Annotated in this window: 23 protein-coding genes; 14 read left to right on the forward strand and 9 right to left on the reverse strand. The window is 50.5% G+C overall.

Features of this window, described 5'->3' with window-relative positions:
• The first annotated feature begins 46 nt into the window (after positions 1-46).
• The 8 genes from HMPREF0636_RS02120 (at position 47) to HMPREF0636_RS02155 (ending at position 9933) form a co-directional block, all read left to right on the forward strand.
• Positions 47-811 carry a C40 family peptidase gene (locus tag HMPREF0636_RS02120; RefSeq protein WP_044168194.1) on the forward strand — a complete coding sequence of 255 codons (765 nt, stop codon included), beginning with the start codon at positions 47-49 and terminating at the stop codon, positions 809-811.
• A 15-nt stretch (positions 812-826) separates the two neighbouring features.
• Entirely contained in the window at positions 827-2704 is a 1878-nt protein-coding gene (locus HMPREF0636_RS02125) for an ABC-F family ATP-binding cassette domain-containing protein (RefSeq protein WP_044168196.1), read from the forward strand.
• 19 nt (positions 2705-2723) lie between these two features.
• On the forward strand, positions 2724-3776 hold the full coding sequence (locus HMPREF0636_RS02130) for a DHH family phosphoesterase (RefSeq protein WP_044168197.1): 1053 nt from the start codon (positions 2724-2726) through the stop codon (positions 3774-3776).
• 9 nt (positions 3777-3785) lie between these two features.
• Positions 3786-4406 (forward strand): DUF4827 family protein, encoded by a 621-nt coding sequence (locus tag HMPREF0636_RS02135; protein WP_052328702.1) that lies wholly within the window; start codon positions 3786-3788, stop codon positions 4404-4406.
• A gap of 27 nt (positions 4407-4433) precedes the next feature.
• On the forward strand, positions 4434-5828 hold the full coding sequence (gene glmM / locus HMPREF0636_RS02140; protein ID WP_044168198.1) for a phosphoglucosamine mutase: 1395 nt from the start codon (positions 4434-4436) through the stop codon (positions 5826-5828).
• A gap of 77 nt (positions 5829-5905) precedes the next feature.
• Positions 5906-7339 carry a 23S rRNA (uracil(1939)-C(5))-methyltransferase RlmD gene (rlmD, locus tag HMPREF0636_RS02145; protein ID WP_044168199.1) on the forward strand — a complete coding sequence of 478 codons (1434 nt, stop codon included), beginning with the start codon at positions 5906-5908 and terminating at the stop codon, positions 7337-7339.
• 21 nt (positions 7340-7360) lie between these two features.
• Complete coding sequence (locus tag HMPREF0636_RS02150; protein WP_044168200.1) at positions 7361-8845, forward strand: MltF family protein; 1485 nt, start codon at positions 7361-7363, stop codon at positions 8843-8845.
• A gap of 236 nt (positions 8846-9081) precedes the next feature.
• Entirely contained in the window at positions 9082-9933 is an 852-nt protein-coding gene (locus HMPREF0636_RS02155; protein WP_162147887.1) for a helix-turn-helix domain-containing protein, read from the forward strand.
• 125 nt (positions 9934-10058) lie between these two features.
• Here HMPREF0636_RS02155 and HMPREF0636_RS02160 read toward each other — a convergent pair whose 3' ends face one another.
• From HMPREF0636_RS02160 to HMPREF0636_RS02180, 5 genes are all read right to left on the reverse strand, one after another.
• Positions 10059-10826 (reverse strand): WGR domain-containing protein, encoded by a 768-nt coding sequence (locus HMPREF0636_RS02160; protein ID WP_044168202.1) that lies wholly within the window; start codon positions 10824-10826, stop codon positions 10059-10061.
• A gap of 220 nt (positions 10827-11046) precedes the next feature.
• On the reverse strand, positions 11047-12435 hold the full coding sequence (nhaD, locus tag HMPREF0636_RS02165; protein WP_044168203.1) for a sodium:proton antiporter NhaD: 1389 nt from the start codon (positions 12433-12435) through the stop codon (positions 11047-11049).
• A gap of 30 nt (positions 12436-12465) precedes the next feature.
• On the reverse strand, positions 12466-13623 hold the full coding sequence (locus HMPREF0636_RS08195; RefSeq protein ID WP_162147888.1) for a phosphatase PAP2 family protein: 1158 nt from the start codon (positions 13621-13623) through the stop codon (positions 12466-12468).
• Positions 13624-13706: 83 nt separating this feature from the next.
• Positions 13707-14345 carry a metal ABC transporter ATP-binding protein gene (locus HMPREF0636_RS02175; protein WP_044168204.1) on the reverse strand — a complete coding sequence of 213 codons (639 nt, stop codon included), beginning with the start codon at positions 14343-14345 and terminating at the stop codon, positions 13707-13709.
• A gap of 199 nt (positions 14346-14544) precedes the next feature.
• Complete coding sequence (locus HMPREF0636_RS02180; RefSeq protein ID WP_248616856.1) at positions 14545-15423, reverse strand: metal ABC transporter solute-binding protein, Zn/Mn family; 879 nt, start codon at positions 15421-15423, stop codon at positions 14545-14547.
• Positions 15424-16424: 1001 nt separating this feature from the next.
• On the opposite strand from HMPREF0636_RS02180, the gene HMPREF0636_RS02185 reads away from it, so the two are divergent.
• The 6 genes from HMPREF0636_RS02185 to HMPREF0636_RS02210 all read left to right on the forward strand — a co-directional run bounded on the left by HMPREF0636_RS02185 (position 16425) and on the right by HMPREF0636_RS02210 (position 20874).
• Positions 16425-16661: a hypothetical protein gene (locus HMPREF0636_RS02185; protein ID WP_044168205.1), complete on the forward strand. Its 237-nt coding sequence runs from the start codon at positions 16425-16427 to the stop codon at positions 16659-16661.
• 2 nt (positions 16662-16663) lie between these two features.
• Complete coding sequence (locus HMPREF0636_RS02190; protein WP_052328705.1) at positions 16664-17113, forward strand: protein-export chaperone SecB; 450 nt, start codon at positions 16664-16666, stop codon at positions 17111-17113.
• Entirely contained in the window at positions 17067-17612 is a 546-nt protein-coding gene (locus tag HMPREF0636_RS08425; RefSeq protein ID WP_155807270.1) for a hypothetical protein, read from the forward strand. The genes HMPREF0636_RS02190 and HMPREF0636_RS08425 overlap by 47 nt, the downstream gene beginning before the upstream one ends.
• A gap of 108 nt (positions 17613-17720) precedes the next feature.
• The gene (guaA, locus tag HMPREF0636_RS02200; RefSeq protein ID WP_044168209.1) at positions 17721-19241 is read left to right on the forward strand and encodes a glutamine-hydrolyzing GMP synthase; all 1521 of its coding nucleotides are present in this window, start codon (positions 17721-17723) and stop codon (positions 19239-19241) included.
• A 110-nt stretch (positions 19242-19351) separates the two neighbouring features.
• Positions 19352-20170, forward strand: a complete 819-nt coding sequence (gene panB, locus HMPREF0636_RS02205; RefSeq protein WP_044168211.1) for a 3-methyl-2-oxobutanoate hydroxymethyltransferase — start codon at positions 19352-19354, stop codon at positions 20168-20170.
• 44 nt (positions 20171-20214) lie between these two features.
• Positions 20215-20874: a trimeric intracellular cation channel family protein gene (locus tag HMPREF0636_RS02210; protein ID WP_005467277.1), complete on the forward strand. Its 660-nt coding sequence runs from the start codon at positions 20215-20217 to the stop codon at positions 20872-20874.
• A 200-nt stretch (positions 20875-21074) separates the two neighbouring features.
• Here HMPREF0636_RS02210 and HMPREF0636_RS02215 read toward each other — a convergent pair whose 3' ends face one another.
• The 4 genes from HMPREF0636_RS02215 to rpiB form a co-directional block, all read right to left on the reverse strand.
• On the reverse strand, positions 21075-22334 hold the full coding sequence (locus HMPREF0636_RS02215; protein WP_044168212.1) for an ABC transporter permease: 1260 nt from the start codon (positions 22332-22334) through the stop codon (positions 21075-21077).
• Positions 22321-23526 (reverse strand): AI-2E family transporter, encoded by a 1206-nt coding sequence (locus HMPREF0636_RS02220; protein WP_044168213.1) that lies wholly within the window; start codon positions 23524-23526, stop codon positions 22321-22323. The genes HMPREF0636_RS02215 and HMPREF0636_RS02220 overlap by 14 nt, the downstream gene beginning before the upstream one ends.
• Positions 23527-23924: 398 nt before the next feature.
• Positions 23925-25925: a family 20 glycosylhydrolase gene (locus tag HMPREF0636_RS02225; RefSeq protein ID WP_044168214.1), complete on the reverse strand. Its 2001-nt coding sequence runs from the start codon at positions 25923-25925 to the stop codon at positions 23925-23927.
• A gap of 34 nt (positions 25926-25959) precedes the next feature.
• Positions 25960-26403 carry a ribose 5-phosphate isomerase B gene (gene rpiB, locus HMPREF0636_RS02230; protein WP_044168215.1) on the reverse strand — a complete coding sequence of 148 codons (444 nt, stop codon included), beginning with the start codon at positions 26401-26403 and terminating at the stop codon, positions 25960-25962.
• Positions 26404-26413 lie beyond the last annotated feature (10 nt).

Below are 26413 nucleotides of genomic sequence, written 5' to 3' on the forward strand. Positions count from 1 at the left end.
CGCATGATTATCGTATATTTGCCTTCATTCACATTCATTGACAACGATGAGGCTATTCAAACAATCATACGTAGCGACACTCTTTATCCTAGCACTATGCACCACGACCAGTTGTGGAGCAAGGGCTGCGGCAGACACCTACCATGCTCAGGATGCAAAGACTCTGGCGTCTTCGTCCTCCCATGAGCTGAGCTTCGAGGAGGAAACAGACCAAGCCTCTCCCCAGAAAGGCAAAAAGAAGTCCAAGCATCGACGTCACTCCAAACGAAAGAAGACCCACAGCTCTGAGGAGCAAGCCTGCTCCACGCAGTCTAGACGTCATGGTACGAGTGGGCGAGGCTACTCCTACAAGCCCATCACCCTAGCCGAGGGTACCCCTAACCTCATCCGCACCGTAGTGGATCACGGGCAAAAGCTCCTAGGTCACCGCTACCGAGCAACAGGCATCGCTAAGTGGCCCCTAGACTGCTCGGGGTTTGTGAGCTACATCTATTCGCTAGAGGGCATCAAGATTCCTCGCTCCTCAGGGGCTATAGCTATTTATGCCAACAAGATTAAAGATCCTCAGCCTGGGGACTTACTCTTCTTCAAGGGTAGGAATAAAAGGCAAAGTCGCGTCGGGCATGTAGCGATGGTCGTCAGTAACGACAATGGGAATATCCAAATGATGCACAGTAGCTGTGGTCTAGGGATCGTCATAGAGAGCTACAACAACAGTTCATACTATACCTCGCGTTACCTAGGAGCAGGACGCTTACCCGAGGTCGTAGAGCACTGGGGTGGGCAACGAGACTCTACGAAGACACGTTAGCCAAGCATCGCCCCTATGCTGCAAGTAGAGCAACTCACCAAGAGCTTCGGCGATCGCCTCCTTTTCTCCGATATATCATTCTCCATAGATCGTGGTCAGAAGGTCGGACTCATTGCTCCCAACGGCTCAGGGAAGTCTACACTCCTGCGTATCCTACTTGGTTTAGAGCCTCAGGACTCCGGCTCTGTAACCTACGAGCGAGATCTCACAAAGGCGTTCCTCCCTCAGCTCCCTGACCTTCCAGAGGAGGGCACCGTATTGGAGGCCTGCTTCAGCAAATATGATCCCATAGCACAACTCACCCTGCGCTGGGAGCTAGCCATCACACAGGATGACAGCACAGCTATGGAGCAACTACTCCCCGAGATGGAGGCCTCTGGAGCATGGAGCTATGAGCAACGTGCCAAGGAGATCCTAGGCGCTCTCGGCATACATGACTATGCACGCCCCCTCAAGGGCTTATCAGGCGGTGAGAAGAAACGTGTAGCACTAGCAGGCACACTCATCTCTCAGCCCGACTTACTCTTCCTAGATGAGCCAACAAACCACCTTGACCTAAAAAGCATCGAGGGGCTCGAGGGCTACCTCTCCCGCTCCACCATGGGGCTCCTACTCATCACGCATGACCGTTACTTCCTCGATCGTGTATGCAACCACATCATAGAGCTTGATGGTGGAAAACTCTATCGCTACAAGGGGAACTATGATTACTACCTAGAGAAACGAGACGAGCGTCATGAAGAGGTAGAGGCCGCACGTGAGCGAGCCCTTAACCTCTACCGACGTGAGCTCGACTGGATGCGCCGACAGCCCCAAGCACGAGGAACAAAAGCACAGTACCGCATCGATGCCTTCCATGCCCTAGAGGAGAAGACCAAAGTCACTCACAGCACACAGCAAGTAGAGCTAGGTGGAGCAAACATAGGTCACCTCGGGAAGAAGATCTTCGAGGCAGAGCACGTCAGCAAGAGGTATGGCGATAAGGTTATCCTCAATGATTTCAGCTACATCTTCTCCAGACGGGATAAGGTAGGCATCGTAGGGGAGAACGGAGTAGGCAAGACGACCTTCTTACGCATGCTCCTCGGGGAAGTAACCCCAGACTCAGGAAGGTTTGATATCGGGGAGACCATACGCTTTGGCTACTACAGTCAGCAGGCTCCAACCTTTGACCCACACAAACGGGTCATCGACATCGTAGAGGACATGGCAGAGAGCTTTGCACTCCCTACGGGCAGTAACATAGAGCGTATCTCCGCCAGTCAGTTGCTGACTCGCTTCCTCTTCCCCCCAGAGCGTCAGTACACTCCCATAGAGAAGCTCAGTGGAGGTGAGCTACGCCGCCTATACCTATGCACTGTACTCGTCACAGCTCCGAACTTCCTCATCCTCGACGAGCCAACGAATGACCTCGACATCCTCACGCTACAAGCTCTAGAGGAATACCTCTTGGAGTTCTCTGGCTGTGTACTCATTGTCTCCCACGACCGATTCTTCATGGACAAAGTCGTCCAACACCTCCTCTGCTTCGAGGGCGAGGGTAAGGTGCGTGACTTCCCAGGCAACTATACCCTCTATCGTGCTTGGCAAGGGGCAAGAGAGGAAGAAGAGGCGAAACACAAAGAGAAGAAAACCATCATCCCTAGCGAGCCCAAACGACCCAACTCTACTCGTGCACCTAAACTCACCTATGCAGAGAAAAAAGAGCTGGAGGGACTAGAGGGACGTATCACAACGTTAGAAGAAGAGAAGCTAGCTATCGAGCAAGCACTCTCGGCAGGTACACTCACACATGCAGAGCTCATCACAGCCTCAGAGCGTATCGGGGTACTCATCAACGAACTTGATGAGCTCGTACTCAGACAACTTGAGCTAGAGGAGAAAACGAGCTAATAAGACTATACAGGAATACATGGGAAAGTATCAATGGGATAGACTAGAGGTAGAGCGACTAAGGCAGCTAATCTTGAGTCGCAAGCGTATCGTAGTCCTTCCCCACACCAGCCCCGATGGAGACGCCCTAGGCTCTATACTGGCTTGGATGCAAGTCCTACGAGCAGTAGCCCCCGAAGCTAATGTGCAAGCCATTAGCCCCGATCGTATCGAGAACTACCTTAGCTGGCTACCCCTCCTCCACGAGCTCATCATCTATCCTGAGGATGAAGCTCATAGCCTAGAGCTCATCAGGCAAGCAGACCTCATCTTCCACCTCGATCACAACGAAGTGGGGCGACTACGCTACCCTCCGCTCGTCAAGGAGATAGAGGCTAGCTCTGCAGAGCGTGTACTCATTGACCATCACCTCTTCCCAGAGGTAGGCTGCTCCCCCTGCTTTAGCTACCCCGAGGCATCTGCCACATGTGAGCTGGTATACCTTCTAGCCAAAGAGCTGGGATGGAAGGAGTATATCTCTCCAGAGGCATCCACACTCCTACTCACCGGTATTATTACAGATACGGGTAGGTTCATGTATAGCCACCTCTCGCCAGAGCTATTTAGTGTCACCTCTGAGCTTTTGGCCCTTGGTGCCGACTACCCTTTTATCATTGACCGGCTCTCCTACCATAACCCCGAAGCGCAGATTCGCTTGCAGGGCTATGTACTGGGTCGCAAGCTAGAGCTCTATCCCGAGCTAGGGACTGCAGTAATTACACTCTCTCAGTCCGAACTACAGGAGTTTGGAGCTACCAAGGGAGACACCGAAGGACTAGTGAATATCCCATTATCCATTGAGGGCATTTCCTCTTCTTGCTTCATCCGAGAAGACAAGACACAGATCAAGCTCTCCCTACGCTCTACTGGGGACTTTCCCGTACATATACTTGCCCAGGAAGCCTTCGGTGGAGGTGGCCATCAGAATGCCGCAGGTGCCGAGCATATCGGCACTATAGAAGAGGCTAAAAATATCTATCTTTGCCAGCTAAAGGGAATGCTTAGGCGATACCCATTATCACAGGAACAATAAACATACATAATGAATAGACTACGTAGCCATCACCTCTTTGCTCTGCTACTCCTAGTGACCTTCGCTCTCCTAGGGAGCTGTAAGAAGAGCAACGTCAAACCCCTCTCTCAGCTAAAGAAGGAGCAGCGCCGAGCTATTGACCGACTTATCGCCAAGGAGAAGTTCCAAGTCATCTCTCGCAATGACGAGCTACTCCCTACCCCAATTGACCAAAATGTCTTCTACAAGCTATCGAATGGTCTCTACATGCGTGTGCTTGACAAGGGGTCTGACGAAAAGGCCGTAGCAGAGAAAACACGTGTGCTGGTACGGATGAAAGGTCGGATGTTCAACGATAGTCGAGATACCGTCTATACCTTTAACTCCATTGCCAACCCATCCTTTGACGAACTGAAGTTCCTCTACGTATCCTATTATAATGTAGGCACAGAGCACTACCGAGCCATCGGAAGCAATAGCTTCTCCAATTCACTCGATCAGCTCCTCTGTGAGGGTGTAGCATTCCCCGCATCCCTTCTCGGTAATGGGGCTCGTGTACAGCTAATCATCCCCTTCGAGCTAGGGCCTACGGCAACTTATACTCAGGGGAACTCAATCTACGTCGAGGAGGCTCAATACACTTATCGATAAACCAACCACACAACGATACAGGCACACATGACACTCATCAAATCCATCTCAGGCATCCGTGGCACTATTGGTGGTGCACCCACTGACGGGTTGAACCCCATAAGTACGGCACAGTTTACTGCAGCTTATGCCACATTCATCCGTACCCAATCAGGCGAGGAGCATCCGCTCATAGTTGTAGGACGTGATGCACGCCTCTCGGGCATTATGGTTAAGAGTATCGTCATTGGTACGCTTATAGGGATGGGATGTGATGTCATTGACATTGACCTTGCCACTACGCCTACCACCGAGATGGCTGTCGTCGGTAAGGGGGCTGATGGAGGACTCATACTTACAGCTAGCCACAACCCCAAGCAATGGAATGCTCTAAAACTACTCAACTGCAGAGGAGAGTTCCTAAGTGACATTGAGGGGAAAGAGATCCTTCGCCTTGCAGACGCTATGGAGATAGACTTTGCAGAGGTCACTGCACTCGGCAGGATCGTAGAGGAGAAGAGCTACCTCAAGGAGCATATTGAGGCTATCCTTAGTGTACGAGGGGTCGATGTAGAGGCTATTCGTAGAGCAAACTTCCGTGTCGTATACGATAGTGTAAACTCTGTTGGGGGGCTTGCTCTCCCAGCTCTCTTTGAGGCTCTAGGTGTAACCCAAGTAACAGGTCTTTACAGCGAAGTAACAGGAGACTTTGCTCACAACCCTGAACCTCTACCCGAGCATCTCACAGCCATCTGTGATGAGGTACGTAAGGTAGGAGCAGATCTAGGCTTTGTCGTTGACCCCGATGTAGACAGACTTGCCATTGTTGATGAGCGAGGAGAGTTCTTTGGAGAGGAATATACCCTCGTTGCCATAGCTGACTACCTCCTCAAGCTCAATGGTGGGGGGAATACCGTCTCCAACCTTAGCTCTACTCGTGCACTACGAGACGTGACCCTCCGCTATGGCGGTAACTACAATGCGGCTGCAGTAGGAGAGGTGAATGTCGTAGCGAAGATGAAGGAGACAAACGCCCTTATTGGAGGAGAGGGCAATGGGGGGGTTATCTATCCCGAGCTCCACTATGGACGTGATGCCCTCGTAGGCATAGCACTCTTCCTAACCCTACTAGCAAAGGATGGTCGTAGCGTACATACACTACGCTCCACCTATCCCAACTACTACATGAGCAAGCAACGAGTGGAGCTCCCTACGACAGCAGATCCACAGCTCCTACTTGATCGTCTAGCCAGGGAAGAAGAGGGTAAGGGTAATATCAATCGGGTAGATGGTGTCAAGATTGACTTCTCTGACCGCTGGGTGCATGTGCGTAGAAGTAATACAGAGCCTATCATCCGCATCTATACAGAAGCTCCTACCCAGGAGCAGGCTGCCTCTCTGGCTAACGAGTACAAGCAGCTCATTAGCTCCTACCTAGGTTAATAGACATTTCCTCCCCATAGCTATCCTCACCTATCCATGGTGCCGTATAGCTATGGGGAGCTTTATATAAGATAGCATTGGCACGAAAGAAAAAAGAACTACCTCTACTACAGAGTATCTCTATCGAAGGTATCGCAGGCGAAGGGAAGGCACTCACCCATGTGAATGGTCAGGTGCTATTCGTCCCCTTTGCAGCTCCTGGAGACGTATGTGATATCCAGGTCACTAAGAAGAAAAGTAGCTTCATGGAGGGGCGTATCACAGAGATAATAACTCCCTCCCCACAACGTGTCACCCCCTTCTGCTCACACTTCACCATCTGTGGCGGGTGTAAGTGGCAGCATCTCCCCTACTCTCTTCAGCTAGAGACCAAGGATCAAGTTGTACGAGATGCACTATGTCGCATCGGTAAGATTGACGTAGAGACCTACCTACCGATCCTAGGCTCAAGGCGCACGGAGCGTTATCGTAATAAGCTAGAGTTTACCTTCAGTCATCGTCGCTGGTTACAGCCTAATGAGTTCTCCGCTCTGGATGAGAGAGAGGGACAAGATCTCTCTGGACTAGGCTTTCACCTACCAGGGATGTTTGACAAGGTCTTGGACATTGACCTGTGTCACCTCGGAGCTAAGGTCTTAGATGACATCCGTCTCTTCATCCGAGATTATTGTAAAGCAAGACCCGAACGCTACCCTTACTTTGACCTACGTAAGCAGGAGGGCTTCATGCGCACCCTGATGATGCGTACGACCTCTACTGGAGAGATTATGCTTGTCGTGGTCTTCTTCCGTGAGGATGAAGAGGCTCGTACCACACTACTTGATGCCGTGAAGGAGCACTTCCCTCAAATCACCTCCCTACTCTATGTCATCAATGCAAAGGCCAATGACACCATCACTGACCAAGAGATACACTGCTACTCAGGTCGTGACTATATCGAGGAGCGAATGGAGGGGCTTACGTTCCGCATTGGCCCTAAGTCCTTCTACCAGACGAATAGCGAGCAAGCCTACGAGCTATATAAGGTAGCTCGGGAGTTTGCAGAGCTGACGGGTAAGGAGCATGTCTACGACCTCTATACAGGCACAGGTACGATTGCCAACTTTGTTGCACGTCATGCTACCTCTGTCATCGGTATCGAATATGTCCCCGAGGCCATAGCTGATGCCAAGATCAATAGTGAAGTCAACGATATTGACAACACACTCTTCTATGCGGGAGACATGAAGGATATCCTCACCGAAGACTTTATCCTTCAGCATGGTCATCCAGAGGTCATCATCACTGATCCTCCACGCGCAGGGATGCACGAAGACGTTATCGCTACGATCCTCCGTGCAGCCCCACAGCGTATCGTCTATGTAAGCTGTAATCCCGCCACACAGGCACGTGATCTACAGCTACTCACCGCCTCTGGTGACTATCGAGTCACTAAGTCTCGAGCTGTGGATATGTTCCCCCACACCCATCACATAGAGAATGTAGTGCAGCTGGTACGCCACGTGCACTAATCTCTCTTACTCACTACTACTATGCGACTACCCAAACAACTTAGCCCAACGACCCTCTTTGTGGTCGCTGGGCTTTTGCTTGCCCTCTTCGTTGGCTTTACCCTCTCTCATCGTAGGCGCACCGAGCGCATACAAGCGGAGCAAGAGGCACGGATGCGCCTACCTGATACGCTTCGTGTCGTCACGCTCTCGGGGGCTACGACTTTCTTTGTCTACCGAGACGAACCTATGGGCTACCAGTATGAGCTACTACGTCTCTTTGCAGAAAAGGTACGCCGCCCTCTGAAGCTCTACGTTGTCCACGATATGACAGAGGCTAAGCGTCTCATCCTCTCTGGGGAGATGAATCTCTGTATCACTCCCTACGCCGTCACCCAGTCTAGCAGGAGTGAGCTACGCTTCACTGGTCCAGAGGAGCTATCAGGGCTTACCCTTGTACAGCGTCGCCTTATAAACAAGGAGGATACCGCTCGCTACGTACGAGATGTGACGGGACTTCTGGGTAAGACCATTACCCTACTCTCGGGCTCTCGCGAAGAGAAACGTGTAGAGCGTTTGGAGCAGCAGCTGGGTGGGAAGATCTACCTACGTCTCATCACTGCGGATACCCTTGATAGTGAAGACCTCATTGACCAAGTCGCTTCGGGCAGTATCGACTATACCATCGCCGACCAAGAGCTAGCACGCCTAGCGAAGACCTACTACCCAAGCATTGATATCTCTGTCGAGGTAGGCTTCCAGCAAAGCCTTCGCTGGTTTACCTCTCCCGACCACGAGGGGCTAGCCCTGGCCTTAGACAAGTGGGCCGAGGACATTCCTTCACAGCCTTCCTTCAAGAACATCTATCGTAAATACTTTGAACTAAACAAGAGTGAGGAGGACGAAGTAAAGCCCACTCCCTCTCCACGCCCAGTACAGAGTGGCCACTCCCCCACAATCGGTCGTGGAGAGCGCACCTATATACACGAGGGTGGACTCTCCCCATTCGATGCCATCTTCAAGAAGGAGGCTCAGCGGATTAACTGGCCTTGGCAGCTCCTCGCAGCCATTGCCTATCAGGAGTCAAACTTCAAGCCACACGTCATTGGCTGGTCTGGTGCTCGGGGCCTCATGGGTATCATGCCTCGCACGGGACATATCTTTGGGGCAAGCAAGGACGAACTCCTTGACCCCAATGTCTCTGTACGAGTCGCCGTAGACTGCATCCGTGCCACGGAGAAGCTCTTCACCTCTATCCCCGAGCTCGAGGATCGTATTGCCGTAACGCTCGCAGCCTATAATGCAGGACCTGCACACTTACAGGATGCTATCCGTCTAGCGGCTAAGTATGGCTATTCAACGACAAAATGGTCGGGCGGTATCGAAGAGGCTCTACGCCTCAAGAGCGAAGCCAAATATTACAATGATCCCGTATGTCGTGCAGGCTACCTCCGAGGCAAAGGTGTGACTCGCTATGTTGACCAAGTACTCAGTCGCTACCACGGCTACCTTGCCCACACTCAGTAGTCCATTCGATAAGCAAGGTGACTAGGCATTCATGGGTAAATAAGCACTATAAGTAGGCAAATTTCACACCAATGAGTAGGTAGTATGAGATACCCTTGCAAGGGTTCCCGAGGAGACCCATAATGGGTCTTGATGCCAACCCATGCATGGGTATCGCTGAGACCCATGCATGGGTGCTTTCACCCCCCCCCTTCGTTACATATTTTCCAACCCTTATTGAGTTATCATCGATCCCTATGGCCCATTCCCCCTCGATCACATCAAGGCAGATTAATATCATCCACTTCACGGATGATGTGCAAGACTACTCCAAATTTGAGTATGCGCTGAGTGCATATAGCTATTCTCGCTTCTTCATCTGCACCCGTGGGACGATTACACTGACGGCAGACAACACAACCTACACCCTGCACGAACGAGATGCATGCAATATCTTCATCTACCAAAATATCCAACACCCTAAGTGTAGTCCAGGCAGTGAGGGTTACCTCTTCGTGTGGAATGACGTCATTGATGTAAGCATACGAGGTCACTACCCTAGTCCAGATTTGATCAAGAAGGTATTTTTCTACCCTTGCTTCACGCTAAAGGAAGGACACATGGAGGACCTTATCCAGATACTCGAACTGATGGGAAGGGTAGCCTCTCGACCACAGACGAAGTACAACATCGAGATCCTACAGCATATCACCGCAGCCATGATATGCGAGGTCCTATCACACTACGAAGAAGAGGTGGTATATGACCCATCTAAGTTCACGAGGAAGGAGGTATACTATGCCGACTTCCTTGAGCTCATCTTCAACCATTACCATGAAGAGCATACCGTGGACTTCTACGCTCGTAAGCTCTGCATCACCACTCGCTACCTCAACTCAATCTGTAAGGAATACTGTGGTGAGACAGCAGCAAAGTCCATCAGTGGGCTGCTCCACTCCACAGCGAAGATGTACCTAACAGGCTCCAACCTATCGATACAGCAGATCGCCGATGCATTGCACTTTGCTAATCCATCGTTCTTCTCCCAGTTCTTCCGTCGCATGGAGGGATGCACTCCCTCGGAGTTCCGCTCACGCCATTTCCGTTAGGGCATAAGACGACAAGAGGTGGAGAGGTAGAAGAGGTGTAAAAGGAAGGGGATAAAGGATGGGAATAAACTCCCTATTCCTTAGCTCTGGCTATCATAGTAGAAGAAGGAAGGCTATGTGTCAAGCTAGGCTTGCTTCGCCCTAATGACCTCACGGTCATAGCGACTAAGATCCTCAGTAATCGCACGGAGGGTATCACTAGTCAAGCGTACAGGTAGCCCCAGCTCTGTGAGCTTGCTCAGCCGGGCAATAGCCCGTAGTGCCAACTCGTGAAGCTGTGAGTCAAGCTCGCCCGTAATCTTAATATGCGCCAAGGCCGAAGCAATAATCACTCGATCCGTACGCCTCAGTACATGGAGCATCGGTTGCCCTGCGTGCTCCTTCCCCTCTAGCTCCCGTAGCTCATCGAGGGTCTCATCATGTGGAGGGAAGTAAGGTAGTTGATAGAGCTTCATCAAGACGCTCTGTGGGAAGTCCACGAGCTCAGCATGTGGTCTGCGGCGTAAGAGATCAGAGAGCTCCCAGAGAGCATCTATCCCCTCGTCACTGCCAAAGGGTGCAGACTCGGTGACACTCGAGTAATAGAAGTCGTCGGTGAAATACTTGCGGAATACAGGGTGGCTCGTTAAGGGATGTAGGCCAAAGGTGTCATCATCGTAGTAGTATTGCCCCTGAGGGCAGAAGCTGGTGAGATCGGAGTAACCCTTCTTAATCTTCACGCGGATAAGTTCGTCTACTTGCCTCTGACAGCTGTCCTCATCCTGACAAGCCTTCAGTTCATAGCGACCAGAGGTACCCGTCTTTCCCCAATTAATCACGAAGTCGGATCCTAGTGTCTCTATGCGCCAAAACTTATCAGACTTATCATCGGCTAAACGCATTACCCTGATCATTTCTCTACACACTATTTATTTGTTAAGCCTCACCAGTATCGCCACGATCGCGCCTTGGAGTGAGTGTGGTATCACAGGACTATACAGTTCGTAGTCGCACAAATATAACGAATTATCACAGAAAGAGGGTATGTACAGACGCCACCTATCCTACCATCCAACCCCTCATATTCCCACAGCGACAAGTCTACTCATACTTGGTCATTCAGTGGTGAAATGCTCAGAAGATAAGTGACTGTAGTTGATAGGCGAGCGCACCAGCCAAGTAGCCTGAGAGAGCAAGTAGACTGAACCGCTTGAGATAATAGCCAAAGCTAATGCCCTCAAGCCCCATGACCGTAACACCCGTAGCAGAGCCTATGATGAGCAAGCTACCCCCATTGACAGCACAATAGGCGAGGAACACCCAGAAGGAACCATTCAAGACAAAGGGTGAGAGCGCACCACTTGCATCCACAGGGTACATCCCCAGCACAGCAGCAACAAGAGCGACATTATCCAACACAGAGGATAGTACCCCAATGATTGTAGCCAGAAGCCCTGTGCTGGGGATTAGCTTAGTCACATGGGTAGAGGCTACTGCTAGCTGTCCTCCTTCGATCAATGCCGCTACCGACATCAGAATGCCCAAGAAGTAGAAGATCGTCGTTAGGTCTGCATTGTTGTTAAGCTGCTCTGTCATGCGAAGTGTTGTCGCTTCACGTAGTCTCTTCTTATAGCGAGAGAACATCAGCTCAGTATAGATCCATACCAGCACCAGACCAAAGATGACTCCCATAAAGGCTGGCACATCAAAGAACGTCTGCCAGATAGGGACAAGCATCAGCGAGAGGATACCCAAGATGAAGACAACGATACGAGCTCGATGGGGAAGGATATCATACATTTCATCCTCTGGCACATTAGGTCGCTGACGTAGCTTCACCCCCTTCTTAAAGAGGAAGAAGTGTGCAAGGAGCGTTGGCACAATAAGGCTAATGAGGGCAGGGATAATCAAGTGAAAGATCTGGTAGTAAGGGGTGATGCGCCCATTATTCCAGAGCAGAAGTGTCGTGACATCACCAATCGGAGACCATGATCCACCAGCGTTACATGCGATAATCGACATACAAGCATACTTCATACGGTCAGTCGTGTCTGGCACGAGTTTGCGTAGGACAGCTATGATGACAATAGAGGCTGCTAGGTTGTCGAGAAATGCCGAGAAGAAGAAGGAAGCAAAGGCTACACGCCAAAGTAGCCTCCGCTTATTAGTGGTAGCAACAATGCTCGCCACCGATTTAAAACCTCCGTAGCTATCGATCGTACTCACGAGCACCATGGAGCAGAGGACAAAAAAGAGTGTCCCAGAGACATCCCCAAGATGCTCCGTAAGCCTAAGAGAAAGGTAGTCTGATACCTCCGTATCTCCACCCCCAGTCGCATGTGCTACATACTGTAAGAAGCCCTCTGTCCTAGAAGCAATACTCGTATCAATAAGCAGAATAGCCCAAAGTAACACACAAGTGAGTAGTGCCGTAGCAGTCTTATTGATCTTAATCTGCTCCTCAAAGGCAATGCCGAGGATACCTAGGACAAAGATTACGGGCATCAAGTAAAACGAAATCATGAGATAGTAACATTAAACAGGGGCACACCACTAGAGATGCACCTCTAGAGACGACGAAATGTAATAGGAGAGACCACGGAGTCTAACCTCTTCTCCTCCCAGAGGCATGAAGCGCAGACTCGAGGGAAAATAATCAACACCACAAGGCACACGGATACCTAGATGGCGAGTAAACTGCCAGTGGGGAGCAAGCTCTATGCCCATCCCTATACGCCAACGAGGCACAGACACGCGCTGGATTTCCTCTGGTCGTACTACGTCTTGTCCCACATACCGGATTAACCGTGCATGGGTAGATACGTTGAGACCAAAGTCTTCCCAGATAGAGAGATCCTTCCCTAGCCCCAGCTGTAGGCGAATCCCCTTAAGCTCTGCACCTAGCTCTTCACCAGTCTTGCTGTGCCTATAAATACGATGTAGCGCTAGCTGTGCTTGAGCCTGTAAGAAGAGCGGGAAGGAAGGCGGTGTATATTCTACTCCAAGACCAAAGGCTCTACTTACCGCATACCACTCTGCACCCCGTTTCGTATGGAGCGTTCCTGACTCAATAGGCAGGTAAAGGAGGAAGCCTTCTCTAGGAAAAAGAGGAGATGGTGTATGGTTCCGACGGCTTCGGCCAAAAAGTAAGTCTGTAACCCAATAGCCGAAATGTGCCGAGAGGATACCTAGGCCAGCCCCTGTGACGACATCCCCAATCCAATGACGATTATTCAAAAGGCGTCCTACACCCGTAGCAGTAGCAACGGTATAGCTAATTGGTCGAAGCCACGGGAAGCGATCACCATACTCAATATTCAATAGCTCCGCGGATGTGAAAGCCATCGTTGTATGTCCCGATGGGAAGGAATTACGAGACGATCCATCGGGCCGTTCTACACGTGCGGTGTACTTGATTGCGGAGGTCAGGGCAAGCATCGTGAGGGAGGCTACGGCATCGGCTGAGGCCATCTGTAGCACGTTATCCGTCACGCCTCGCACACCAGCCAGACGAAGCCCTAGCTGCCCAGCAAGTGGCACAAATTGTAGGTAATCATCATAACGATGTCGGAAGCGTGGATAGTAAGCAAAGCGAAGCTCCCGCACATACTGATTATTGAGTGTCTGGAGAAATCCTGCGCCAACGATTGGTGCAGCCATCTTCACTCCATGAAGCAGTTGCTTATTTACCTCTGTACGGTTCAGCCTCAAGCTGTCTATCCTCTCCTCTTGCCCACATAGTGGAGCATGAGCAGATAAGAGCGCTAAAGCGAATAAAAAAGAAGTAAACAGTCTCATCGTGCGTATTCGTCTAGCTTTAGCTCTTGCCATGCTCCCGTTCCAGAGCCTGCGATGTCATGTGTCACCATAAGCATCGTGGTTTCCTCGGGGACAAGCACCTCCAGAAGAGCCTCAAAGCTCTGCTTGTAGGCTCTATCTAGGAAGCTCAATGGCTCATCAAGGATAAGGAGCTCTGGTTGTGATGCAAGCGCACGAGCTAGGAGGGCCCGCTGCAGCTGTCCACCACTAAGTCTTCCGATAGCACTCTCTAGCAACTCTCTAATCCCAACAGCTCCTGCTAGTCGCTCTATTTCAGTCTTTCGCTCCACAGCACTGCGCATCGCATTAGGGAGCCCTGAGTCGATGACCTCCCATACACGAATGGGGAAATGACGATCTATTTGGTTGATCTGAGGAAGGTAACTTGCTACCAATGTATTCGTGACCTTTCCCTCACAATCAAAGCGTAGGAGGCTCCCCCCTCTCAGGGGAATAAGTCCCAGGAGTGTACGCATGAGCGTTGTCTTCCCACAACCATTCGGTCCTGTCACAGCCCAGCGTTCCCCTCGTTGGATCTCCCAATCAAAATGCGAGAGAACAAGGGTATCGGCATAGCCTAATTGGGCATCTTCTAGTCGTAGAATAGGACTCATTGGTTTGTATAGGTCTTAGGGTAGGCACTCGTCCTCTATGCGGACAAGCATCCCTCCATGAACGTAGGGCACAAAGCCTCTTATTATAAACTCTCGTCAAAGGTACAGAATGTGTAGGTTCCTATCCTACACAAGCCCTCACGCTTCGTCCCAACCAGCTTCACAAAGAGAGCTAGGTGGCGCTGTGGTTGGCTTTTTATTACTGAGCTTGGGCAAGGGCATCGGCGATCCGCAGAAGTTCTCCTTGGCTATCGCCATCAAGAGGATTGATTTCTACAATCTTTGCTCCTAGCTCCTTTGCCACACTCTTCACGAGCTTTGTCTCAAATTCTTTTTGGATGAAAACCACCCGAACACCCGCTTCTCTTGCCTTACTGATAACGGACTCTAGATGAGTCGGTGAGGGTTCCTTCCCATCCTCCTCGATGACAAACTGCTCTAATGACCATTCGTGAGCAAACTCACTGAGTGATGGGTGATAGATGACGAAGCCCCGAGTAGGCAGGTTTTGGAGCTTCAAGCGCAGTTTCCCTTCAAGATCGTTCAGCTCTGCTTGTAACTCATCATAGGCTCTTGTGTAGTCATTCCGATGGAGCGTATCAAGCCGTATCAGAGCCTCATACATCACTCCAGCCATAGCCCGCAGGCCACTCAGACTCATCCAGTAATGTGGATCATGCACGACTCCGCTATGCTGATGACGCTCACCTCTATGGTGCAAACCTTGGTCTAGGCGAACCAGCGGTAGCTGAGGCAAGAGACCTTGGATGCGAGTCATCCAGCTACGTTCAAAGCCCAGATCTCCCATGAAGAAGTACGCCCTACTCTCGGAGAGTGATAGTATATCCTGCGGCGTCGGCTCATAATTTTCAGGGTTATTCCCCTTCGGCAGAAGGGTTGTTACCTCTAGGTGACCAGACCCAAGATGCTCTAGGAGGGTAGCTGCTGGAGCAATTGTCGTCGTGATGGATAGCTTGCCCGTATCGCTCTGCTTCGTCCTACAAGAGGCTAAGCTCACGATGACTAGCCAAAGGAAGAGAAAACTTCTATAAGGCTGAATACGCAAATATCGTGTCATCATGAACGTGAATTTATGCTCGAGTCTCGAGCTTCAGCCTTAAACATACTCCAAGATTGTAGCGAGATAAGCACAGAGAGGAGACCTCTCCACGGGCTCATCTTCCTGTACGGAGAGAAGATCTTTGCTCTCTCTTGCCGTCGGCTCACTTCCATTCCCATCAGCACGAGACCACAATTCTTTGTCTGCTGTTTGCTCATTACGTTTTATCCAAACATTGTCCTCATATCTGCCCGGCCTGCCACGTAGTGTACGAGCAGATACTCTATGGACTTTGCCTCACAAAAATACGCTAACTCACTCAAACAATTGGGGTATATGTTAAATGCTCTCCTCGTATATAAAATAGGTTGCAACTATGCCTTCTCCTCCACCCTCCCCTCTATAAAGGAAAGAAGCTCTTCCCAAAGGAAATACAAACCACTATTTTATAGCCACTTACATCAATCCTTATAAAACATCCCCCTCCCCTGAAAAATCCTTCATTGACGAGTTACCATAACTCTCTTCATCGACTTACTATAACTCGTCGTCACGAGTTACCATAAGTCGTTTCGACGAGTTACCATAACTTTTTGTGACGACTTACCACAACTCGTCCATCTCTCTTTACAAGAGCCTAATAAACAAAGACATAGGAAGCCCTTCCAATCTTCCCATTTGTAACCACACTTTACAATCTTTACACTCACCACCGCCCCACGATACACTCCCCCTCCTCGCTACCTTAGCAGGAAGAGAAATACATACTCAAGCTATACACCTACCATTTCAGGCACAGTCAGTCTTATACTCTTGGGAGCGGGGACACAGAAGATGCGTTAGAGATTGTAGTCCACCTAGACAACTACCTAGCACAAGTAGGCATAACTAGAGTATAGGACCATACGTGAAGCAACGAGCACAGTAACATATTCAACAAAAGGTGTACATTTGTAGATCTAATTGTAGGTCTGTTTGCTCAGCAGTTTATCAGTTCATATTCGGACTATTGGATAATTATGGGAAAGTTACTGGATGCATTTAATGATTGGTTTGAGGCAGTCTCAGAAGGGGAGTTTACCCAGATTTGGGAAGATACATATGAGAAGGTCTCTACCATGCTAGAGGAAGATGATAATACGAGTTCTATATCTTACTCTAGACGGTCTCCTTTTACTATTAAGTTAGGGTTTCAAACGAAGTATGAAGGTAGCTATGCCCTTACACAAGAGAGTTCTCTAGATGATGCAGCATGAGTATGACAGAAAATGCAAGGTTTCAGCTCGAGGAATATAGGTTTCCTCGCTTCACATTTGACACAACATCACTCGAAGACGGGGAGCTATCTATAGATTTCCTCCCTAGAGGAGTCTTTGAGGGGCAGAGAGGGCTTTATCGACTTTCTCTTGAGGTACGTATTGGGCAAGGGCAATATCAAGTGGGCAAGGTAGAGTGTGAGGCTTCCTTTCACTTCTCTGAAGAGATATCTCTTTCTTCTATCCCCGGGTATTTCTACTCAAATAGCATCGCAATCGTATTCCCTTACGTCCGAGCCTTTATTAGCCTTGTCACAACCCAGTCTCAAATCCCAGGGATTATCCTACCGACGTTAAACCTCAGTGGGCTGGGGGAAAAGCTCAAGGAGAACACACTCGAACTCAATGGAGCAAACAATCAACCTTTACCAGGCTGTTCGCAAAGAGAGTAAAAGGCTAGAGATCCCTCTATTTGCAGAAGAGAAGGCTTGGCTAGGTAAAGGCTATTATTTTTGGGAACATCACATAGAGAATGCTCGTTACTGGGGAAAAACACACTACGGAGGCAATTACGAAGTTTACGAATCCCAATACTGCAATAATAAGTTTGGCTTAGACTTTGTCGATTGTTACGAGCATCGGGAGGATCTTTTTTCAATATATGAGAAGGTAAAGGGACTGAAAGGATATGAGAGGGAGTATGACCTCCCTGCACTTGTTAGACTTCTATATGAACAAGTCCTACAACAAAGAGAAGATATCCATTACATCCGTATTGACACAGGTACTTTCTACCCTAAGCGGGGAAGAAATCTCTCAGTACCAACAAGGCCAAAACAGATATGGATACCTTGTGTCCGGCTTGTACAAGTTTGCATCCTCGCTTACCCTTGCCCTGAGATTAGATGCGAGAGGTATGAGCGAGTATATTCTCACCCACCAATAGGATAGAGATGGTAGGCATGTGGCTCCAACCACTTTTGTAGGATACAACATCTCTAGGGCAGGGGTATTAAGGGTTATTTGTATCTTTGCCCCACAACTCTTAGTTACTGGAATATGCAGGAGAAGATACTCATCCTTGACTTTGGCTCACAAACGACCCAACTCATCGGTCGCAGACTTCGTGAGCTCAATACCTACTGCGAAATCATCCCTTACAACAAGCTCCCTAAGGACCTAACAGGTGTAGCTGGTATCATCCTCTCAGGTAGTCCACACTCGGTCTATGATGCTGATGCCTACCATATCACCCTCAGTGACCTACGTGGGAAGCTACCTCTGCTAGGGATTTGCTATGGTGCGCAGAGCCTCGTACATCAGGCAGGGGGAAAGGTAGAGCCTTGTGCAAGCCGTGAGTATGGACGAGCACACCTAACTATCCATCACGTCAATGACCCACTGATGAAAGGGCTCACACAGGGCTCCACAGTCTGGATGTCCCATGGCGACACAATCACTGAGCTACCGAAAGGCTTCCGTATCATAGCCAGCACGGAGGATGTGTCAGCAGCGGCCTTCCGCATCGATGGAGAGCAGACCTGGGGAGTGCAGTTTCATCCAGAGGCTTTCCACTCGGAACAGGGGACAATGCTCTTGGGTAACTTCCTCAGTGTGACTGGCATTAGAGGCAATTGGTCTCCTGCATCTTTCGTAGAGCATACCGTCCAAGAGCTGAAAGAGCAGCTTGGGCAGGATAAAGTCATCCTCGCACTATCAGGCGGTGTAGACTCCTCCGTAACAGCCGTACTACTACATAAGGCTATCGGCAAGCAACTGACGTGTATCTTCGTCGATCACGGACTGCTGAGGAAGGACGAATTTGAGCACGTCCTCCGGGACTACGAACACCTTGGGCTGAACGTCATCGGGGTGAATGCTCGTGAGAAGTTCCTCACCGCACTTAAAGGCGTCACAGATCCTGAAGAGAAACGTAAGATCATCGGTAAAGGCTTCATCGAAGTCTTTGATGAAGAGGCCAAGAAGCTCAAGGACATTAAATGGCTTGGGCAGGGCACCATTTATCCAGATGTCATCGAATCACTCAGCATCACAGGTACAGTCATCAAGAGCCACCACAACGTAGGGGGGCTCCCCGAGCGTATGAACCTTCGTCTCGTCGAGCCTCTGCGCCTGCTCTTCAAGGATGAAGTAAGACGTGTCGGCCTCGAGATGGGTATGCAGGAGCACCTCATCAAGCGTCAGCCCTTCCCAGGGCCAGGGCTTGGCATCCGTATCCTTGGGGAGATTACAGCTGAGAAAATCGAGATCCTACAGAACGCAGACGACATATACATGTCTCAGCTCCGTGAGTCAGGACTCTACGACGAGGTCTGGCAGGCTGGAGCTATCCTACTCCCCATTCGCTCGGTGGGCGTGATGGGAGACGAGCGGACTTATGACTACACGATTGCCCTGCGGGCCGTGACAAGTACCGATGCTATGAGTGCAGACTGGGCGCGCCTGCCTTACGACTTTTTGGCCAAGGTATCCAACGAGATTATCAATAAGGTGCGTGGCGTAAACCGCGTGGTCTACGACATTTCCTCCAAGCCACCCAGCACCATAGAGTGGGAGTAAACTCTACCTACGCCTTAGTGCTTACTTAACTAGTTCATTTCATACGTGACATGCCTTCCTGCTACCCTAGGTGTAGCGAGAAGGTGTGTCCTTAGTTTTTATAGAATAAAGTGTCTCAACACAAACCCGAATTAAAGAAGATAACGACGCTACGCCTCTCTGCGATGAAGCAGGAGGGCAAGAAGATTACCATGCTCACGGCCTACGACTATACGATGGCTCGCCTCATCGATAGTGTAGGAGTAGACATCCTACTCGTAGGGGACTCGGCGGCAAACGTTATGGCTGGTCACTCAACGACCCTACCCATCACTCTAGAGCAGATGATCTACCACGGAGCCTCCGTTGTGCGTGCCACAGAGCATGCACTTGTCGTAGTGGATATGCCCTTCGGGAGCTATCAGGTCTCAGACGAAGTTGCCCTCAGCTCAGCAGTACGACTCATGAAGGAGACGGGCTGCGACGCACTCAAGCTCGAGGGCGGAGCTATACTGTATCCTCTCATCAAGAGACTCACAACCTTAGGCATCCCCGTTATGGGACACCTCGGGCTAACCCCACAATCTGTACATCAGCTCGGTGGCTATCACCTGCAGGGAAAAAGTGAGGAAGACGCCCTTCGTCTCGAGCAGGAAGCTCTGGGACTAGAGGAGGCTGGATGCTTTGCCCTTGTCCTAGAGAAGGTCCCAGCCACACTTGCCGAACGTGTTGCTAAGCGTCTTCACATCCCTGTCATTGGCATTGGAGCAGGCTCGGGTGTCGATGGACAGGTACTCGTCTCGCAGGATATGCTAGGGATGGAGGAGAGCTTTAGCCCGAAGTTCCTGCGTCGCTTTGGGCAGGTAGGCTCGGCTATTCGTACTGCTGTCGGTGATTACATTGAGGCAGTACGAGACGGATCGTTTCCCTCAGAGAGCGAATCTTATTAAGTCGGGGAAGCCACAGAAAAGGTATAACGAAACGGAAACTAGGTATGATGAACTTCGACCACATCGTTGACGTCAATAGCTTTGTCGATTGGTGTGATTACCTCGGGACACTTGCCTTTGCTATCAGTGGTATACGCCTAGCAGCTGCGAAGGGATTTGACTGGTTTGGTGCGTACGTTGTAGGGTTCGTAACAGCTGTTGGGGGTGGTACAATCCGAGACATTCTGCTGGACATTAAGCCTTTTTGGCTAATACAGCCATCGTATCTGATTATCACAGGTCTGGCACTGGTCTTCACAATCGTCTTCCGCAGACAAGTGGTACGACTCAACCACTCGCTCTTCTTCTTCGATGCTATTGGTCTTGGGCTGTTTGTGGTGGTTGGTGTAGCTAAGTCCTACGCCGTAGGCTATCCGTGGTGGGTCGCCATCATTATGGGGACGATCACAGGCTCGTTCGGAGGACTCATTCGAGACATTCTTATCAACGATACGCCTCTTATCTTTAGGACGGACTTCTATGCTTCGGCATGTATCCTTGGAGGGACGATTTATGTCTTGCTCGGTTACTATACACGTATCTCGATCGAATGGGTGCAATTCTTCTCCGCTCTCTCTGTCTTTGTCCTTCGTGTACTTGCGGTAGCTCTGCACATCCAGCTCCCGACCTTCACCCCTACGGAAAAAGGAAGCCAAGGGTCATGACCCTAAAGGCCAAAAGACAGGAGGCTGTATAGGCTCTAGGCATAAACCCTCCCAGCAGTAGAAAGAGAAAAGCTAATCCTAGAGCTAGACCTATCTAGCTCTAGGATTAGCTTTTCTCTTTTGTAGTAGAAGGACAAAGCTCACCACAGTTAGGGTGGGCTTTCTTAGTCGTCAATAGGGCGAAAAGAGAGAGGCATATCCTAGTCAATACGCATACTCTCGGCAGGACGGATGCGACTGACGATGCCCGCAGGCACTAGGATCATGATGAGGATGAGCAATAATGTACCAGCGTTAATCCCCACCCATGCCCAAGGGGCAAAATGGATGGGTACCGAACTCATGAAATAGTTCGCAGGGTTCAGTCGAATAAGCCTAAAATGCTGCTGGACGAGCCCTAATGCTAAAGCTAGGAGATTCCCCCAGAGCATCCCCCGAAGGATGAGACGCCCAGCGAGCAATAGGAAGGTACGGCGTAGGAGACCATCCGTAGCACCTAGAGCCTTGAGAATACCTATCTGCTTGCTCTTATCCAGCACAAGGATGATTAGCCCCGTAATCATAGTGAAGCCTCCGACGAGTATCATCAGTGAGAGCAGAGCATAAACATTGGTATCGAGGAAGGTAAGCCAGTTGAAGAGCTCCGGTTGTAGCTCCTCCCCGAGGTTCAGCCCATAGTCTTGCTGACCGATGAGGTTAGGACGTTTCTGCAGGGAGGCAATGAGCTCAGAGAGGTCTCGCTCTGCATGGCTTGGCTCACGGAGCATCAGCATCAGGCGGCTATAGGTGTTGTCATCCCAGCGGTTCAGTCGCTGTAAGGAGCTAATCGGACACAAGGCAGGTGACAGCTCCATACCCGTGGACTCATATACCCCAACGAGTGTATAGACCCGCACACGCATCTTATCACCAAAGAAGTAAATCCGTACCTTCTCTCCCACACGACAGCCCATACGCTCTGCTGTCTGTACAGGCAGTGTTATCTCTGGCATTGCATGCCCCTGCTGGAGGTTTGTTTGAGGAAGACGTCCCTCACGAAGGTTATGGGCAAAGTAGTCTCCCCTGAAGGTACTGTCGATGCCATAGAGTAAGACTCCAGCGAAATTATCCTCAGTCTTCAGAAGACCCGCCTCTTGTATGATGGGTGTCACTCGCTCTACGTAGGGCTCTTGCCTCAGGAAGGTAAGTAGCTCTGGCGAGACATGTATCGGCGTATTTGAGTTGCGCCAATCACTGCCGAAGCTATTTATGCTGATATGCCCCGTCTGACTAAAGGCAAACTCATGTATCTGTTCCCTAAAGCCCAGGATGATGGTCACCGAGAGGAGCATCACACTCAGGCTAAAGGCTACCCCCAGAGTGGTTAGGCGGAGCGAACCCGAGATACCCTTGCTTCCCCTTTGCCCTGTACGTTGGAGTCCTCGAGCGATGAAGGTACTACTGCCCTTAAAGAGACTCATCTTCTCCGTCAGAGGGGTTAGAGGCTTTCGTCTGATGACGTGAGGTGGACTTCTTCTTTCGCCTTTCAGCCTTTTGCCTTGCTCGCTCCTCTACCTCGGCTATGTATTCCTTATCCTCCAGTATGTAGCGTTTATAGAAGGAATAAAGGAACATCGTTGCAGGCAAAGCGATTAGCATCCCAAAGAATCCGAGCAGAGAGCCCCATATCGTCAGGACAAGGAGGATAAGCGAAGGGCGCATCCCCATCGTATGCCCCATGATCCGAGGCACGAGAATCATATCCTGAATAATCTGTACGATGAGCAGCACGCCGTAGGCTAAGAGCAAACAGACGAAGACGTTTTCACCATTCTGCGCTGCCATCAGTAGCCCTGCCAGACCGAGGGGTACAATCCCAAGAGCCTGCATGTAGGGGATGAAGTTCAGTAGTCCAATGAAGATCCCCATAGCAGTCGCCATGGGTAGCCCGATGATATTGAAGCCTATCGAGAGCAATACCCCTACACTCAGAGCCACCAGAGCCTGCCCACGGAAGTAGCTATTCATGTAGCGGTCTAGGTCGGAGAAGACGGTACGCATCATTGGGCGTAGAGATACGGGGAAGAGGCTGATGATACCACGCCCGAGGTTCTCGAAGTCTAAAAGGATAAAGATGAAGTACACAATCCCCATGAGGAAGACAAAGCCCCATGAGAAGACCGAGAGTGTACTATTTATAATCCCCCCGACTTGGTCAAGTATGAGCTTCGTATTCTCAATGACTTTGTCGATAGAGAGATTACGGGAGAGATTGCCCCAAGTGCGGTTACTCGTGAAGTAGTCCCGTACACTACGAGGCAGGAGCATGGAGATCAGGTCTTGTCCTCCACTATAGCTGGAGATCATCTGCAGGGTCTTCTCCACCTCCTCCTTCACAGAGGGTACCACGTAGATGATAGCTAGGTAAATCAATGCACCTATCACCCCCAGCGTCAGAATGACCGATAGCCCTCGAGAGCGAAGCCGTAGCGTGTACTGGAAGAAACGCACGAGTGGCATGACCACATAGGCAAAAATCCCTGCCAACAGAAACGGCAGTAGCACATCCCAAATCGCCCGTACACCCCATAGGATAAGCAGTACGATGATCGTGAGGACGAACATCCGTGCTATGCGGTCAAAGGTAAACTCTCGGTTGAAAAATCGTTCCATTAGTCTTTATATTGCTTCAGATAGCTGGGTCAAGGAACAAAGTTACTAACCCTTTGCTTTGCACCCAAATAGCACCTCCCTGAGATAGGCTGATGAAGTGGTATCCTTACCTCTCAGAGGCTTTAATCACGAGGTTTGATAGGCTTGGTTCAAGACCCTAGGAGAGGCTCCTTCAAACCCTTGCATGGGTCTCATCAAACCCCTTGCATGGGTATGTAAAGAAACCCTTGCAAGCATTCCTTGGGGAGGTCTTGCAAGGGTTTCTTTCTCACTCTATTTAGGGAGCGAAAAGTGACCCATTATGTAGTCCCTGCTAGTTAAGTAAAGAGAAGACGAAAAGTGTCATACTAGCCTCACCAAGTTAGGTCAAGGCGATAGGTACTACTTGATCATAATGGCTACAAGTCGAGGTAACGTACATCTGCTGCCTCCGTACCATCGAGGCTCAGAAGGGCAGCCGTAAACATCCACTTGATAAGGCGTACTTCACGGGTGGTAAATGCCCCTATGGGGAGCTTAATGAAGAGCTGGTTCCATCCCTTCCTTAGGGTAATGGGGATTGGAGGACGAGAGCAAGCATTCTCATTACCTAGGGCTGTGGTGAGGCTGGGGATCGTATGGCTATTCGTCCACACGGGAGGCTTTATTGAGATACCATTCACCCACACCATGCTCCCTCGGTAATCCCATGCTCCGAGAGGTGGAGGAAGGTCTTTCTCCGAGCGACTATAGTTCTGTGTCTCGAAGAGTAACCCGACCTTCTGCTCCTTAGGTGAATTGACCCATGCCATAGCATAGCAGGTATGGTCAGTCTCTGCCTGCTCCAAAAGACCAGCACAGAGGTCACCCCACACATGCCTTAGGTAGAATCCTGACCCTGCGACCATCTGTGAGCTATAGGTCTTACCCTCGTAGGTATAGCTGGGTAAGGACTTAGGGGGAGCTGTGGTACCGATGGCTTGCTCAGGAGGGAATACTCGACTAAGCTCACCACCATTGGGGAAGGGAGCAGATATAATCCAGCGAGCATCCGTCTGTCGTACATAGGGAAAGAGCTTAGGAGGGAAGGCCTTGCGATAGTGGAGCATCCTCGTCTCGAAGTCCTTGAAGTCCTCGTAGGCAGGGCTTTTAGGGTCAGAGGTCATCACTTCCCTACTCGTGAAGTCACCTCGACCACCACCTACCCAGCTACGCTCTGCTAGGGCAAGCATCGCAGGGTATAGCTGGTTCTCACGGACAATCTGCCACACACTCTGAGTATCTCGGTCCGTCCATACTGCGAGCAAAGCCCCATAGAGATTCTCTGACCCCTTATCCTCACCATAGATACGACTATTATAGAGGCGTCCTATATCAGAGAAGAGGTCATAGTGATTGAGGTAGTAGTAGCGGCAGTCTAGGGCTGGGATCCCCTCGATGGCTTTCCCCCGAGAGCTCCAGAGCTGGAGCATATCGACCTCTCCTATCTGGTAAGACCATCCTGGTGCCCAAGAGATCACCTTCTTGCCTAGGGAGCGTACATAGGCGACCATCTCGGGGACAAAGGCTCTATCGGTGAACTGCACCTCATCTGTACCAATATGCAGATAGGGGACATCAAAGACTTCGCATGCTTCCTTGATGAGAGCCTTGAGTGTCTGCTTCCCCTGCTTGGTCTGCATGCCGTAGCCAAGCGCACGCTCAAAGGCTGCGCTATGCCCCGGCATATCAATCTCGGGAATGAGTAGTACGCGACGTGCCTTACAATATTGTACGAGTTCCCTCGCTTCCTCTTGGGTATAGTACCGACCAGCCATACGGGTCATGGAGGTCCGATCATTAAGCTTGGGATAGAGCTTGCTCTCTAGCCTCCAAGCCTCGTTCTCTGTCAGATGCCAGTGAAAAACATTGACTTTGAAGCGAGCCAGTAAGTCTATCTCTTGCTTCAACTCCTCTAGGGGAATATAGGTACGCCCAACATCCATCATGAAGCCACGCCATGGGAAGGCTGGCCAGTCAAGGATCATATGTGCCGTCCACTCACCTCTCTCATAGAGCTGTCTCAGCGTCTGTAGCCCTCTATACAGCCCCGTATCTGTATAGGCCTTGAGGCTAATAAGGTTGCTAGTAATACTTAGCTTGTACGCCTCCTCATTCCCCTTGGGGAGTCCCTCTATCTCGGTCTGTAGCTCTAGACTAATTCGATGCTTAGCGTTTGGGTGAACTTCAAGTCCAAGTTCTTCAAGGAGGCTCAATAGCTCCGACTCAAGCCGTGTGGTAGTAAGCCACACCTGCCCACTACGAAAAGGCGAGACACCCCGCTGTGGGATGTCTCGCTTCACCTTGGGCAGGAGTGGTCCTGCCCATGATGTCGTGATGGAGAGGAGTAGCGCTATGAATAGGGCTAGATACTTGCTCATAGGGTCTTCTATGCTGTGGGGGAATCCCCTCCAGCTAGTGAATGGGGATCTTCTCTACCCGAGCGGCATGTCGCCCACCCTCAAAGGCTGTGTCTAGGAAGGCCGAGACGATCGCCTCTGCCTCCTCCCTAGAGATAAATCGTGCTGGGAGGGATAGGACATTAGCATCATTGTGCTCACGTGCCAGCTTAGCAAGCTCCACATTCCAGCAGAGGGCGGCTCGTACTCGTGGGTACTTATTGAGCACCATAGAGATCCCATTACCTGATCCACAGATAGAGATCCCCCGCTCTATCATCCCCTCCTGGATGGCACGTCCCATAGGGTGCGCATGGTCGGGGTAGTCACACCGCTCAGCAGAGTGGCACCCGTAGTCTTCGACTTGAAGACCACGGGCGATAAGCTGAGCCTTCACTTCTTCCTTCAGCTCGTAGCCAGCATGGTCGGCTGCGAGTCCTATCTTATTCGTGCAAGGCATAGTAATATGG

Source organism: Porphyromonas catoniae ATCC 51270 (assembly GCF_000565015.1).
Lineage (GTDB): Bacteria > Bacteroidota > Bacteroidia > Bacteroidales > Porphyromonadaceae > Porphyromonas > Porphyromonas catoniae.